The organism is Nocardioides eburneus (assembly GCF_040838215.1).
GTDB classification, from domain to species: domain Bacteria; phylum Actinomycetota; class Actinomycetes; order Propionibacteriales; family Nocardioidaceae; genus Nocardioides; species Nocardioides eburneus.
Genome location: NZ_JBFPJR010000058.1, coordinates 1 through 12,882 on the forward strand (window position 1 = coordinate 1; position 12,882 = coordinate 12,882).

Genomic DNA, 12,882 nt, shown 5'->3' on the forward strand with positions numbered 1-12,882 from the left:
GTCCGCCGTACCCCCGCTTCCGGCGGGCGCGTGACGCGCCCGCCGTTGTCCGATGAAAGGTCACCGATGAGCACCACCGCCGGGCCCGTAGAGCCCACCCCCGAGTATGTCCTGCGCTTCTCGTGCGAGGACCGCCTCGGCATCGTCTACGCGATCTCGAAGTTCCTCCTGGACCACGACTGCAACATCGTCGAGAGCCAGCAGTTCGGATCGCGGACGTCGGGACTCTTCTTCCAGCGGGTGCAGTTCCACGCCAACGACGGCGGGATCCTCGACGTCGACGGCCTCCGCCGCGAGTTCGAGTCGATCGGCGCCGAGTTCGGCATGATGTGGGACCTGCGTGAGCTCAGCGCCAAGCAGCGCGTGCTCATCATGGTCAGCAAGTACGGCCACTGCCTCGACGACCTGCTCTTCCGCGCCCAGAGCGGCTGGCTGAACGTCGAGATCGCCGCCGTCGTCTCGAACCACCCCGACATGCAGCACCTCGTCGAGAGCTACGACGTGCCGTACTTCCACGTCCCCGTGACCGCCGAGACGAAGCCGGCCGCCGAGGCCGAGCTCCTCGAGCTGGTCGAGAAGTACGACGTCGACCTGGTCGTCCTGGCCCGCTACATGCAGATCCTCTCCGACGACCTGTGCCGCCAGCTCGAGGGCCGGGCCATCAACATCCACCACTCGATGCTCCCGGCGTTCAAGGGTGCCCGGCCCTACCACCAGGCTCGCGACCGCGGCGTCAAGCTCGTCGGCGCCACGGCCCACTACGTGACCGCGGACCTCGACGAGGGCCCGATCATCGAGCAGGAGGTCGCCCGTATCGACCACACGATGACCGCCGAGCAGGTGACCCAGGTCGGCCGCGACAACGAGTGCATCGCGCTCGCCCGCGCCGTCCGCTGGCACACCGAGAGCCGGGTCATCATCGGCGGGAAGCGCACGGTCGTCTTCAAGTAGCGGCGTGGCTTCGCGCACCAAGGGTTTCACGTAGGTGAGCGCCGAGGGGCGCCGAATCCGCCAAGGAGGCCGGGATGAAGACACAGGCAGCCGTGCTCTGGGAGTACGGCGGGGACTGGCAGGTCGAGGAGCTGGAGCTCGACGAGCCGCGCGGTGACGAGGTGCTCGTCAAGCTGGCGGCCTCCGGGCTGTGCCACTCCGACGAGCACGTCCGGGTCGGGGACCTCCCGATGGAGGCCTTCCCGATCATCGGCGGCCACGAGGGCGCCGGCGTCGTCGAGCAGGTCGGGCCGAACGTCACCGGGCTCGCCCCCGGCGACCACGTCGTCCTCAGCTTCATCCCGGCCTGTGGCCGGTGCCCCTCGTGCGCGACGGGCAACCAGAACCTCTGCGACAAGGGTGCCGGCATGCAGGTCGGGCTCCAGCAGGACGGAACGGCGCGCCACCACGTCCGCGGGCAGGACGCTCGGCTCATGTGCATGGTCGGCACGTTCTCGCCGTACACGCTCGTCAACCAGGACTCGGTCGTGAAGATCGACGAGAGCATCCCGCTCGACAAGGCGGCGCTCGTGGGCTGCGGCGTGACGACCGGCTGGGGCACGGCGGTGTACGGCGCCAAGGTCGGCGCCGGCCAGACCGTCGTCGTCCTGGGCGTCGGCGGCGTCGGCAGCAACGCGGTCCAGGGAGCCCGGATCGCCGGCGCCTCCACGATCGTCGCGGTCGACCCTTCGGAGTTCAACCGCGAGCAGGCCAAGCGCTTCGGCGCGACCCACACCGCCGCGAACGCCGACGAGGCCCGCGCCCTGGTCGCGGACCTGACCCGGGGCCAGATGGCGAGCTCGGCGATCATCACGGTCGGCGTCGTCGACGGCACGATCGTCGGCGACGCGATCTCGTTGGTCGGCAAGCTCGGGACCGTGGCGATGACCTCGCTCGGGCCCGTCACGGACACCAACGTGACGCTGCCGATGTTCGAGGTGACGGCCTGGCGGAAGACCCTCACCGGGTGTCTGTTCGGCAACGCGAACCCGCGCTACGACATCCCGCGCCTGCTCGAGCTCTACCAGCGCGGCGACCTGCTCCTCGACGAGCTCGTCACCCGCACCTACACGCTCGACCAGATCAACGACGGCTACGAGGACATGCGCCAGCACCGCAACGTCCGCGGGGTGCTCCTCTTCGACTGAGGCTGTTGCTCACCACCGTGTCGCCGGCCGCCGCTCGGTCGGAGATTTTCCGTGGGTGACCCGCATGCCCTCCCCCGTACGGGACACCGGAACGCATGCTCACTCTCACCGAGAACGCCACAACGATCATCACCAACCTGACCCACCAGCCCGACGCGCCCGAGGGCACGGCCCTGCGGATCACCTCCGACTCCCCGGAGCCGGGGCTGGCCGTGACCACGGCGACCTCGGCCCAGCCGGGCGACCAGGTGGTGGAGCAGCAGGGCGCCACGGTCTACCTCGATGAGACGGCCGCGACGCTCCTCGACGACAAGGTGCTCGACGCCAACCTCACCCAGGAGGGGAAGGTCGAGTTCGCGATCGGCCAGCAGGCCTGACCTTCGTCTGAACCGCAGCGACGCGCAGGAGCCACGACGGCTCCTGCGCGTCGTCGTCTCGTCGCGGGCCTCGGCGAGCGCGCCCAGGCCCGCTGTCGTGCTGTCCGGCTCGTGCTGGCGGCCCATGCCCTCGGCTCGTCCTCGGCGCTGACCTCAGCACGCTTTGAGGTCGTCGTCCATCCCCGGCGGCCGAACCGTCGCCGGCAGGGTGGTCGGCGGGCAGTCGCACCTGCCGCCGCACGGCAGGTAGGTGTGCAGCGGATGACCACATCGCGGACACGACGGGTCGTGCGGCAAGGGGCCTTCCCCGTGCCTGGTCACGTCATCCATGACGTCCCTCCAGATCCCTGGCTACTCCCTCACCAGGTGATTCTCACGAGGTACCCCGTCGGACGCGCCGCCGATCCCTCGACCGACGGCGCGGACGAGACTCCGGCGAAGCGACGCCGGACCGGCGCTCAGGCCTGCCCGAGCTCGCGCTCGGCCAGGAACTGCTGGGCGAGCCGCTTCGGCGCGCGCAGCAGCCACGCCTCCGTGACGATCTCCTCGAGCTCGTCCTCCTCGACCGCTGCCAGACGGACCAGGACCGCCGGGTACCCGTCGAAGTGGGGGATCGTGAAGTAGATATCGGGCTCGGAGGCGATGAGCGCCTGCTTCTCCCCCTCGTCGGCGACGCGTACGCCGAGGATCTCCCCCTCGGGCGCCGCGTCGCCGAGCGCGGCGAGGTCGGTCTTGCGCAGGGGTCGCTCCCACACGAAGCTCTTGTCCCGCACCCGCCACATCTCGTGACCCCAGGAGAGCTTCGACGTCACCTCGGGCAGGGACTCGGCGAGGCGGCGTACGTCGTCAAGGGTGGCCATCGGTCCGCGTGTCCCGCTCAGAGCTGCTTGAGGCGCGGCAGGACCGTGTCGCACACCTGCTCGGTCCAGCCGACCGGGTCGTCGCCCGGCGGAGTGAGGGTGAAGAGCGTGAAGCCGAGCTTGGCGTACTCCTCGGCCTGGGCGAGGAAGCCGTCCGGGTCGGCGACGGGGTCGCCACCGCCCATCCCCCCGAGCGTCTTCTCGATGCTGTCGTAGTCGCGGCCGACGTCGTCGCAGTGCTTGCGGAGCACGTCGAGCTTGTGGGCGACGGCGTCGACGCCCTCACGGGCGAAGAGGTGACAGGCGTCGGCGTACTGCGCGACCAGCCGCAGCGTCTTCCGCTCCCCACCACCGCCGATCAGGATCGGGATCGAGCCGCGCACCGGTGGCGGGACGTTGACGGTCTCCGCCAGCTGGTAGTGGGTTCCCTCGAACGGGCCGTTGTCGTCGCTCCACATCTGCTGGCAGATCCGGATCGCCTCCTCCAGTCGCTCGAAGCGCTCCTTGAGCGGCGGGAACGGCACGCCGAGCCCGGCGTGCTCCCGGTCGTACCAGGCGGCGCCGATCCCGAGGATCGCGCGCCCGTGGGAGAGCACGTCGAGGGTCGTGACCGTCTTCGCGAGCAGGCCCGGGTGGCGGTAGGTCACCCCGGTGACGAGCATGCTGAGACGGACGTTCTCGGTCACCTGCGACAGCGCGCCCAGGGTCGTGTAGCCCTCGAGCATCGGCTCCGGCGGCCCGCCCCGGACCTCCATCTGGAACCAGTGGTCCATGACCGTCAGCAGGTCGACCCCGCCCTGGTCGGCGACCTTCGCGGTCGCGACCAGCTTGTCGGCGAGCTCGGACTGCCAGCCGGCGTGGGAGAAGGTGGCGTAGTGGATGCCCAGGTCCATCGTGGTCTCCTCAGATCTGCGTCAAGCGAGGGAGTACGTCGCCGACGACCTGTGTCGCCCACGGCACCGGATCAACGTACTGCGGCGGCATCAGCGCCACCAGGGAGATCCCGAGCGCGGCGTACTCCTCCATGTCGGCAAGGAACGCGTCGGTGTCCTCGAGGGGCCGGCCCTCGGGATGGGTGAACGTGAAGTGGTGCAGTCCGAGGTCCATGGTCCTCACGCTAGGACTTCGAGCGCGCTCCAACGCAAGCCCTTCAACCACCCCGCGGCAGGCTGCCCTACCATGCGGCGCATGCTCACCCGCGCCCTCACGATCGCGGCCGGTGCCGCGCTCCTGCTCACCCTCGCCGGCTGCGGCTCGCACGGCACGTCCGCCTCGGCCGCCGCCGACAACGCCCCGGCCGGCTCCTCGAGCTCGCCGAGCGGCGCGGGGCGGTGCTCCTACCCCGCCGACCCAGCCGGCGCCTCGAAGAAGGTCGACCCGCCGCCGTCGACACCCTCCGAGAACGGCAAGGTCAGGGCCACGATCACGAGCTCCGTGGGCGCGCTCCACCTGACGCTCGATGCGACGAAGGCCCCGTGCACGGTCAACTCCTTCGTCTCGCTGGCCGATCAGGGCTTCTACGACGGCACCTCCTGCCACCGTCTCGGCGACGCGACCGGGTTCGAGCTGCTCCAGTGCGGCGACCCGACCGGCACCGGCACCGGTGGTCCGGGCTACTCGATCCTCGACGAGTACGACGGCTCCGAGACCTACCCCGCCGGCACCCTCGCCATGGCGCGGGCCTCCCAGCCGAACAGCGGCGGCAGCCAGTTCTTCATGGTCTTCGGCGACACGCAGCTGTCGCCGAAGTACACCGTCTTCGGCACCCTCGACCAGGCCGCGGTCAAGGCACTCGCCAAGGTCGGCAAGGCAGGGAACGACGGCGCGTGGGGCGACGGCACCGGCCGCCCCATCATCCCGGTGACCTTCACCAAGGTCACGGTGCGCTGATCACCCGCTGACGACACTTCCCCGGCGCGGTGGCTCTCGCCGCAGCAGCCGGGGAAGGTAGGTCGCGCCCTCCCCCCGCGTTGCGGCGCTGTCGCCCGGGTTGGCGATGCCACAGTGCTTGAGCGAGAGGCAGCCGCAGCCGATGCAGCTGTCGAGCCCGTCGCGCAGCCGCTCCAGCGCGGCGATCTGCTCGTCGAGGCGCGAGCGCCAGTGGCGCGACATCCGATGCCAGTCCGCCTTGGTCGGGGTGCGCTCGGCGGGGAGGCACGCGAGCTCGTCGCGGATCTCCTCCAGGCTGAGCCCCACGTTGCTCGCCGCGCGGATGAAGGCGAGCCGTCGCAGCACGCTCCGGGGGAAGGTACGCCGGCCCCCGGCCGAGCGCTCTGCCGTGATGAGCCCCTGGCTCTCGTAGTAGCGCAGCGCACTCGCGGCGAACCCGCTGCGTCGAGTCACCTCGCCAATGGCAAGCCGGTCGCGCGCATCCATCGGAATCTCCTCCGTCCTGGCCCTTGACCTCAAGTTCGCTTTAACTTGAAGGCTAGGCGCATGACACCTCTCGACACAACCCATCCCTCCCCGGCCGAGGCAACCAGCCCGCGGCCCGTCGCCGTCGTCACCGGCGGCTCCGCCGGCCTCGGGAACGCCCTCGTCCGCGCGCTCGCCGACGACGGCTGGCACGTGGTCACCGACGCCCGCACCGCCCCCACGCTCGTCGCCGCCACCGCGGGTCTCCCCCACGTCACCGCGATCGCCGGCGACGTGCGCTCCGCCCGCCACCAGGCGCATCTGGCGGAGGCGGTGGACGACCTCGGCCGGCTGGACCTGCTCATCCACAACGCGAGCGAGCTCGGCCCCATGAGCGAGCTGGCCGACGTCGTACTCCCGGCGCTGCGGGAGGTGATCGCCGTCAACCTGCTCGTGCCGCTCGAGCTCACCCAGCGGCTCCTCCCCCGGCTGCGCGCCTCGCACGGCACGCTGGTCGGCATCTCCAGCGACGCCGCGGTCGAGCACTACCCGCGGTGGGGTGCGTACGCCGCCAGCAAGGCCGCGCTCGACCACCTCGTCCTCACCCTGGCCGTCGAGAACGACCTGACCGGGTACGCCGTCGACCCCGGCGACCTGCGGACCGCGATGCACCAACGGGCGTTCCCCGGCGAGGACATCTCCGACCGCCCGCTCCCGGAGACGGTCGTGCCCGACCTGCTCACGCTGGTGCGCAGCGGCCGGCCGTCCGGCCGCTACCGCCTCGCCGCGCTGCTCGCGGAGGCGACCCGATGACCGCGCCCGCCGACGCCCTGACGGCCGTGCTCGCCGAGCACCCGACCACCGCCTTCCCGCTCCCTCCAGCAGCACGGCCCCGGCGCCCGCGGAGTGGCGCGGCTATGCACGCGACGAGGTGAGGATGCTCGTCGGTCGGCCGGGCCGGCTGCGCCACGCCCGGTTCCGCGACCTCCCGGACCACCTTGAGCGCGGCGACCTGCTGGTCGTCAACGACTCGGCCACCGAGGCGCGCGAGCTCGACGCCCGGCTCGTCGGGCGTGGCCCGGTCGTCCTCCATCTGGCGCAGCGTCTGCGCGACCGCGGCTGGGCCGTCGAGCTCCGGACGGCACCGGACGCCGCCAGGCCTGTGCTCGACGCCGGCGAGGGCGATGTCGTCGTCACGCCGACCGGCACGCTGCGGCTCACACTCACCGCTCCTCACCCTCGTGAGCGCTCCTCGCCGACCGGTCGCGGGAACCGGCTGTGGCGGGCCGCGATGACCGGCGACGTCGCGCTGGCCCTCGCCACCGAGGCACGCCCGATTGCCTACGGCTACCTCGACCGGCGCTATCCGCTCGAGGCCTACCAGACCGTCTTCGGTCTCCGCGCCGGCAGCGCCGAGATGCCCTCCGCGGGGCGACCGTTCACGCCCGAGCTCGTCACACGGCTGGTCGCCCGCGGGGTGCAGATCGCCCCCGTGACCCTCCACACCGGCGTCTCCTCCCAGGAGGCGGGCGAGGCACCGCCGCCCGAGTGGTTCGAGGTCACGGCGGCGACCGCCCGCCTCGTCCGTGACACCAAGCTCGCCGGTGGACGCGTCGTGGCCGTCGGGACGACCGTGACCCGCGCGCTCGAGTCGGCGGTCTCCCGCCGCGGTCGGCGCGGCTACACCGTACGGGCCGCGCGCGGCTGGACCGGCCGCGTCGTGACACCCGAGCAGCCGCCGTACGTCGTCGACGGGCTCGTCACCGGCTGGCACGACCCGCAGGCCTCCCACCTGCTCCTCGTCGAGGCGGTCGCCGGGCCCGAGCTCACCCAGCAGGCGTACGACGCCGCCGTCGCCGCGGGCTATCTCTGGCACGAGTTCGGCGACTCCGCCCTGCTGCTTCCCTGACTCACCCAGCGGTCGGCGCCTCGGCGGGGTCGTCGACGGGCGCGAGGCTGCCGGGCCGGTAGGAGACGGGCTCGCCGAGCGTGACGGTCCGGCCCACCGTGCAGAGCCGGGTCTGGCTCTTCTCGATCGCGCGCGGCAGCATCTCGCGGGCGGCGTCGCCGGCGTCCCCTTCGGGGAACGTCACGTCGAAGGTGACCGAGATGCCGACCACGTGGTTGCCGTTCTCGTCGCGCACCTTCGTCCCCTGCGCACGAGCGTCGAAGCTTGCGAACTCCGACCGCTTGCCGGTGATGAAGTCGACGTCGAGGGCACCGCAGCCCGCGAGGGCCGCAAGGAGCAGCTCGACCGGCGTGAAGTCGGGGTCGTCCCCGTGGCCGATCGGCACGACCCCGCCGCGAGCGTTGATCGCCTTGAAGCGGTGCTCGCCGACCTTCGTCAGGTCGACGAGCGTGGGGGCGGTGGTGGGGCGGGGCCCCTGGTTCTCGATGCTGGACCCGGTGGTGGACATGGTCCCAGCGTGCCAGAGGCCCCGCCCCGTCGGTCATGAGGACCGGCCGTCGTGCGGGCCGGGGACCGTCAGCGGACCACGAAGGGCACCCCGACCGCGCCGTAGAGGACCGTGTCGACCGGGCCGAGCGTCAGGGTCTTCTTCAACGGGTCGACACCCGCGTGCTTGACGGTGACCGAGACCTTGACGGCATCGCTGCGGGTCTTGCCGGCCAGCGCCTTCTTGACCTGAGCGAGGCTGGTCGCGTCGTAGATGTCGGCGTACGTCTCGCCACCGCCGAGGGCGCGCAGCGTCCCCTTCGAGCCCTTCAGCCGCCAGGGCGCCCAGACGCTCGTCGTGACGTAGCGCGTGCCGGTGGCGCCGTGCAGGACGAAGCGCAGGCTGGCCCTCTTTCCTGCGGCGACCGAGACCGGGGCCTTCGCGGTGACCTTGACCCATCTCCCGCTGCGCTTCTGCTGGACCGCCGTCACCTCGCGGGTCTGGCTGACGTCGTTGAGGGCCGAGCGGGTCGTCACCGAGGTGAGCGTGACCCCGCGCATCGTGCTCAGCGCGTAGGTGAGGTCCCCGATGTCCCAGCTGGAGTCGTAGGAGATGTCGGCCGAGGACGCGTACCGGTCGGTGTGCGTCAGGGTGAACGCCTTCCCACCGGCCCGCCCCTTGACGGTGTAGGTCACCAGCGCGCCGCCCTTCTTCACCCCGTCGAGTGCCGCGTCGTTCATGACCGTCGTCTCCCCGAAGGCGCCGTCCGCGAAGTAGTCGGCCACGGACGCGTAGCTGCGCCCGGCGTGGGTCTCCTTGCCATACGTCGAGGACGCCGAGAAGGTCGCGGTCGCCGGCTTGGAGCCGACCGGACCGCCGATGCCGGTGAACCCGTCCTTCGAGATCGTCCCGGCCACCTGACCCAGATTGGCCAGCTTGAACGGCGCGACCGGGTCCTCCTGCACCACGACCGCGTCGGCCGTCATCAGCGCCATCGTCGTCGTCCCTGCCGCGGTCATCGGGTGCCCGAAGGCGACGAGTCCGCCGCGGCACACCGCGGTGATGGTGCCGATGCCGGCCTCCGTCACGTCACCCCACACGAGCGCCGCCGCCACGTTGCCTCCCGGCACCAGCGTCTCGGGGCCGGGGCCCGTCGCGGTGGCCTTCGCCGAGCCCATCTTCGCGGTGGAGAGGAAGTGCGCCGCGAACGCGTGCTCCGCCTTCGTCCTCGCGCGCACGGACCTGCCGCGCGAGGCAGCCGCCCCCTTCACCGAGGGCAGGCCGAGGCGGGTGAAGCTCCCGGCCTCGTCGGCCGGCACGTCGGCCGCCTTGGCGATGCGCTTGGTGAGGGCCCGGTTGTCGACGGTGACCTTCTTCGGCGCCGCCGATGACGTCGCCGGCGTTGCGCCGCCGGGCAGGTACTTCGTCATCGACGCATACGGCGTGATGCCCGCGATCGTCGACGGCCCCGACGACAGCCCGTAGGCGACCGCTCCGATGAGCTCGCCGGTGGCATCGTCGTAGACCGGCGAACCGGACATGCCCTCCCAGATGCCGCCGACCTTGTCGATCGCGTCGGAGTGGAGGTCCATCAGGATCATGTCGGTGCCCGGCTGGATGCCGTCGTCGAGCACGCCGATGACCGAGCCGGTGAACGACGTGGGGGTCGTCCCGTCGGAGACGGTGAGCCCGTTGACGGTCTCCCCCTTGGCCACACTGGCCTGCGGGAAGGCGGTAGGACAGTCCGCCGCGGCGGACGGGCTGTCGGCCCGGGCGGCGTCCGGCAGGGCAAGACCCGCGGGCACGAGCCCGAGGGTCAGGACCGCTGCTGACGCGAGCCCGAGAAGAGGCCGCCGCCGGGAACCGGCGGCAAGGGACGTGGTGGTGCGGCTCATGGGTTTCGCTCCCTGGATCCTCACTCGCGTGACGGTCACGCGATGCGGAGTATGACGTTCGCTTCCCCTCCGGGGTTGCAGAACACAGGAACCCGATGCCGCGCGCACCGTACGTCCCTCCGGCGGGGCACTAGCCTTTGCTCGTGACCGCCGCGACGAGCCCGAGCCAGAGCCTGACCCGCGCCGAGGCGGAGTCCCGCCGCCGCCTGATCGAGGTGGCGTCGTACGACGTCCGGCTCGATCTCGCGGCGAGCGAGTCGACGTTCGGCTCGGTGACGACGATCCGGTTCCGCTCGGAGGGCGGTCCCACGTTCGTCGACCTCAAGCCCGTCGCGGTCGCCAGCATCCGGCTCAACGGGCACGAGCTCGGACCGGACGCCCTCGTGCGCGGACGGGTCCCGCTCGAGACCGTCGCGGGGGACAACGAGCTGGTCGTCGAGGCCACGATGCGGTTCCGCAACGACGGCGAGGGGCTGCACCGCTCGGTCGACCCGGCCGACGGTCGGCACTATGTCTACGGCATGTCGTTCATGGAGGCCGCGCCGAGCATCTTCGCGTGCTTCGACCAGCCGGACCTCAAGGCGCCCTACACCTTCCACGTGGTGGCGCCCGCAGACTGGGTCGTGGTCGGCAACGCGCCCGGCGAGCGGGTGGAGACCGACGCGCGCGGTGCAGCGCGGTGGGAGTTCCGGCAGACGCCGCCGCTGTCGACGTACTTCGTCACGCTCGTGGCCGGGCCCTACCACGTGGTGACCGCCGAGCACCACGTCGACGACGGGGTCATCCCGCTCGGGCTCTCCGCCCGCGCCAGCCTCGCCGCCCACCTCGACCGGGACGCCGAGGAGCTCCTGACGCTCACGCGGCAGTCGTTCGACGAGTTCCACCGGCTGTTCGGGATCCGCTATCCCTTCGGCAGCTACCACCAGGCGTTCGTGCCGGAGTTCAACGCGGGCGCGATGGAGAACCCGGGCTGCGTGACCTTCCGCGACCCGCTGGTCTTCACCTCGCGCGTGACGCGCGGGCAGCGGATCAACCGCGCCACGACGGTGGCCCACGAGATGGCGCACCAGTGGTTCGGCAACCTGGTGACGCCGGTGTGGTGGGACGACCTGTGGCTCAACGAGTCCTTCGCGGAGTACATGGGCAACCGGGTGACCGCCGACGTCACGGAGTACGCCGACGCGTGGGCCGACAACTCCTACGCCCGCCGCCAGTGGGGGCTCGTCGCCGACCAGCGGCCCTCGACACACCCCGTCGCCGGGAACGGTGCCCCCGACGCGGCCTCGGCGCTGCAGAACTTCGACGGCATCTCCTATGCCAAGGGCTCGGCGGTCCTGCGGCAGCTCAACGCGTCGCTCGGTGACGAGGTGTTCTTCGCCGGAGTCATCGACCACTTCACGCGGCACCGCTTCGGCAACGCCACGATGCACGACCTGTTCGCGAGCTGGGAGCGCGCGGGTGCCGGCGACCTGCGCGAGTTCACCACGAGCTGGCTGCGGACCGCAGGCCCGGACACGATCACGCTCGACCGGAGCGCGGGTGTCGTCCGCCGCGAGGCGCCGGCGGCGTACCCGGCCGAGCGCACGCACACCTTCCGCGTGGCGGTGCACGACTCGAGCGGCTGGCGGACCGAGTCGCTCACCGTCGACGGCGCGACCACGCCGTACGCGCCGGAGGGCGACGCCGTCGTCCTCGACCCGTACGACGACACCTGGGCGCTCCTCCAGCCCGACGCCGGCACGGTGCGGGCGCTCACGACGCTGCTGCCGGACGTCACGGACCCGGGCCTGCGCGCCGGGGTGTGGAACAACCTCCGCAGCGCGCTCCACAACGCGGCCGTCTCCCCCGCCGACGTCGTGGACGTCGCGGTCGCGAGTCTGCCGGTGGAGGACGCCGAGGACGGTCCCCGGCGCACCCGCGCCTGGCTGCTCAGCTGGGCGGTCCCGCTCGCGCCGGTCGACTCGCTCGCGCGCCTCCACCGCGCCGCCCTCGACAAGCTGGGCGCGCTCGAACCCGGGTCGGAGCTCCAGCTCGCGGCCTTCCGCGCGGCGATCTCGACGGCCTCGGAGCCGGAGACCCTGCGCGACTGGCTCGCCGAGACGCCGACCGGGATCGACCTCGACCTCGCCCTGCGGTGGCGGCTGCTCAACCGGCTCGCCGAGCTCGGCGCCGTCGACCGGGGCGAGCTGGAGGCGGCGTTCGACGAAGAACCCGCCGCCGACGCCCGGGTCCAGCTGACCCGCGCCCGGTGTGCGCTCCCCGACGCCGAGGCCAAGGCCTACGCCTGGTCGGTCTTCACCGGGGAGACCGACCTGCCCAACTACGAGGTGACCGCGGCCGGCGCGGGGATGTGGCGTGCCGGTCAGGAGGCGCTGACGGCGCCGTACGTCGACCGCTACTTCAACGAACTGCCCGCAACGGTCGACGTCCGTGCCGGGTGGGTCCTCGCCGACGCCGCGGAGGCGTTCTTCCCGATGACGTCGCTGCGCGACGAGACACTCGCGCGCGCCCGGGCGCTGGTCGCGGACGAGGCCGTCGACCCGGCCCTGCGGCGCAGGCTCATCGACTGTGCCGACGACCTCGCCCGCCGACTGGCGGTCAGCCGGGCCTACCCGGTGCCTACGTCGTGACCCGTCGGGTCCTGTCAGGGCCCGGGTGCCCCCTCCCGCCGGAGGCACTGACGAGGCGGGGCACAGGCCGTTGACAGGGTCGATGGTTACGGTGGCAGGACCATGCTCTCAACCAGAAGGCCCATACCTGTGCTTCGACGACTCCGTCGCCCTGCTGCTGCGCTGATCCCCGTCCTCCTCGTGCCGACCCTGGTCGCCTGCGGCGGCAGCTCGACCAAGGACGCCGACGCG

Annotated in this window: 13 protein-coding genes; 7 read left to right on the plus strand and 6 right to left on the minus strand. The window is 71.8% G+C overall.

Going from position 1 to position 12,882, the window contains the following annotated elements; translation table 11 throughout:
* The first annotated feature begins 66 nt into the window (after positions 1–66).
* The 3 genes from purU to AB3X52_RS19015 all read left to right on the plus strand — a co-directional run bounded on the left by purU (position 67) and on the right by AB3X52_RS19015 (position 2,515).
* The gene (purU, locus tag AB3X52_RS19005; protein WP_367995678.1) at positions 67–951 is read left to right on the plus strand and encodes a formyltetrahydrofolate deformylase; all 885 of its coding nucleotides are present in this window, start codon (positions 67–69) and stop codon (positions 949–951) included.
* Positions 952–1,025: 74 nt separating this feature from the next.
* Positions 1,026–2,138, plus strand: coding sequence for an NDMA-dependent alcohol dehydrogenase (locus tag AB3X52_RS19010; RefSeq protein WP_367995679.1), 1,113 nt, complete (start codon positions 1,026–1,028; stop codon positions 2,136–2,138).
* Between the two features lie 95 nt (positions 2,139–2,233).
* A complete protein-coding gene (locus AB3X52_RS19015) occupies positions 2,234–2,515 on the plus strand; it encodes a Fe-S cluster assembly protein HesB (RefSeq protein ID WP_367995680.1) in 282 nt (93 codons plus the stop codon).
* 458 nt (positions 2,516–2,973) lie between these two features.
* Here the strand turns inward: AB3X52_RS19015 and AB3X52_RS19020 are convergent, their stop codons facing one another.
* The 3 genes from AB3X52_RS19020 to AB3X52_RS19030 are packed head-to-tail and all read right to left on the minus strand — an operon-like array spanning position 2,974 to position 4,482.
* Entirely contained in the window at positions 2,974–3,375 is a 402-nt protein-coding gene (locus AB3X52_RS19020; protein ID WP_367995681.1) for an MmcQ/YjbR family DNA-binding protein, read from the minus strand.
* A 17-nt stretch (positions 3,376–3,392) separates the two neighbouring features.
* Complete coding sequence (locus AB3X52_RS19025) at positions 3,393–4,268, minus strand: LLM class F420-dependent oxidoreductase (RefSeq protein ID WP_367995682.1); 876 nt, start codon at positions 4,266–4,268, stop codon at positions 3,393–3,395.
* A gap of 10 nt (positions 4,269–4,278) precedes the next feature.
* Positions 4,279–4,482, minus strand: a complete 204-nt coding sequence (locus tag AB3X52_RS19030; protein WP_367995683.1) for a hypothetical protein — start codon at positions 4,480–4,482, stop codon at positions 4,279–4,281.
* An 81-nt stretch (positions 4,483–4,563) separates the two neighbouring features.
* Between AB3X52_RS19030 and AB3X52_RS19035 the strand changes: the two genes are divergently transcribed.
* Entirely contained in the window at positions 4,564–5,265 is a 702-nt protein-coding gene (locus tag AB3X52_RS19035) for a peptidylprolyl isomerase (protein WP_367995684.1), read from the plus strand.
* Here the strand turns inward: AB3X52_RS19035 and soxR are convergent, their stop codons facing one another.
* On the minus strand, positions 5,266–5,751 hold the full coding sequence (gene soxR / locus AB3X52_RS19040) for a redox-sensitive transcriptional activator SoxR (RefSeq protein ID WP_367995685.1): 486 nt from the start codon (positions 5,749–5,751) through the stop codon (positions 5,266–5,268).
* Between the two features lie 60 nt (positions 5,752–5,811).
* Between soxR and AB3X52_RS19045 the strand changes: the two genes are divergently transcribed.
* Positions 5,812–6,543: an SDR family NAD(P)-dependent oxidoreductase gene (locus tag AB3X52_RS19045; RefSeq protein ID WP_367995686.1), complete on the plus strand. Its 732-nt coding sequence runs from the start codon at positions 5,812–5,814 to the stop codon at positions 6,541–6,543.
* A gap of 118 nt (positions 6,544–6,661) precedes the next feature.
* A complete protein-coding gene (locus tag AB3X52_RS19050; protein WP_367995687.1) occupies positions 6,662–7,639 on the plus strand; it encodes an S-adenosylmethionine:tRNA ribosyltransferase-isomerase in 978 nt (325 codons plus the stop codon).
* Between the two features lies 1 nt (position 7,640).
* Here the strand turns inward: AB3X52_RS19050 and AB3X52_RS19055 are convergent, their stop codons facing one another.
* On the minus strand, positions 7,641–8,147 hold the full coding sequence (locus tag AB3X52_RS19055; RefSeq protein ID WP_367995688.1) for an OsmC family protein: 507 nt from the start codon (positions 8,145–8,147) through the stop codon (positions 7,641–7,643).
* A gap of 68 nt (positions 8,148–8,215) precedes the next feature.
* Positions 8,216–10,021, minus strand: coding sequence for a hypothetical protein (locus AB3X52_RS19060; protein WP_367995689.1), 1,806 nt, complete (start codon positions 10,019–10,021; stop codon positions 8,216–8,218).
* Between the two features lie 143 nt (positions 10,022–10,164).
* Between AB3X52_RS19060 and pepN the strand changes: the two genes are divergently transcribed.
* A complete protein-coding gene (pepN, locus tag AB3X52_RS19065; protein WP_367995690.1) occupies positions 10,165–12,651 on the plus strand; it encodes an aminopeptidase N in 2,487 nt (828 codons plus the stop codon).
* The last annotated feature ends 231 nt before the right edge of the window (positions 12,652–12,882 follow it).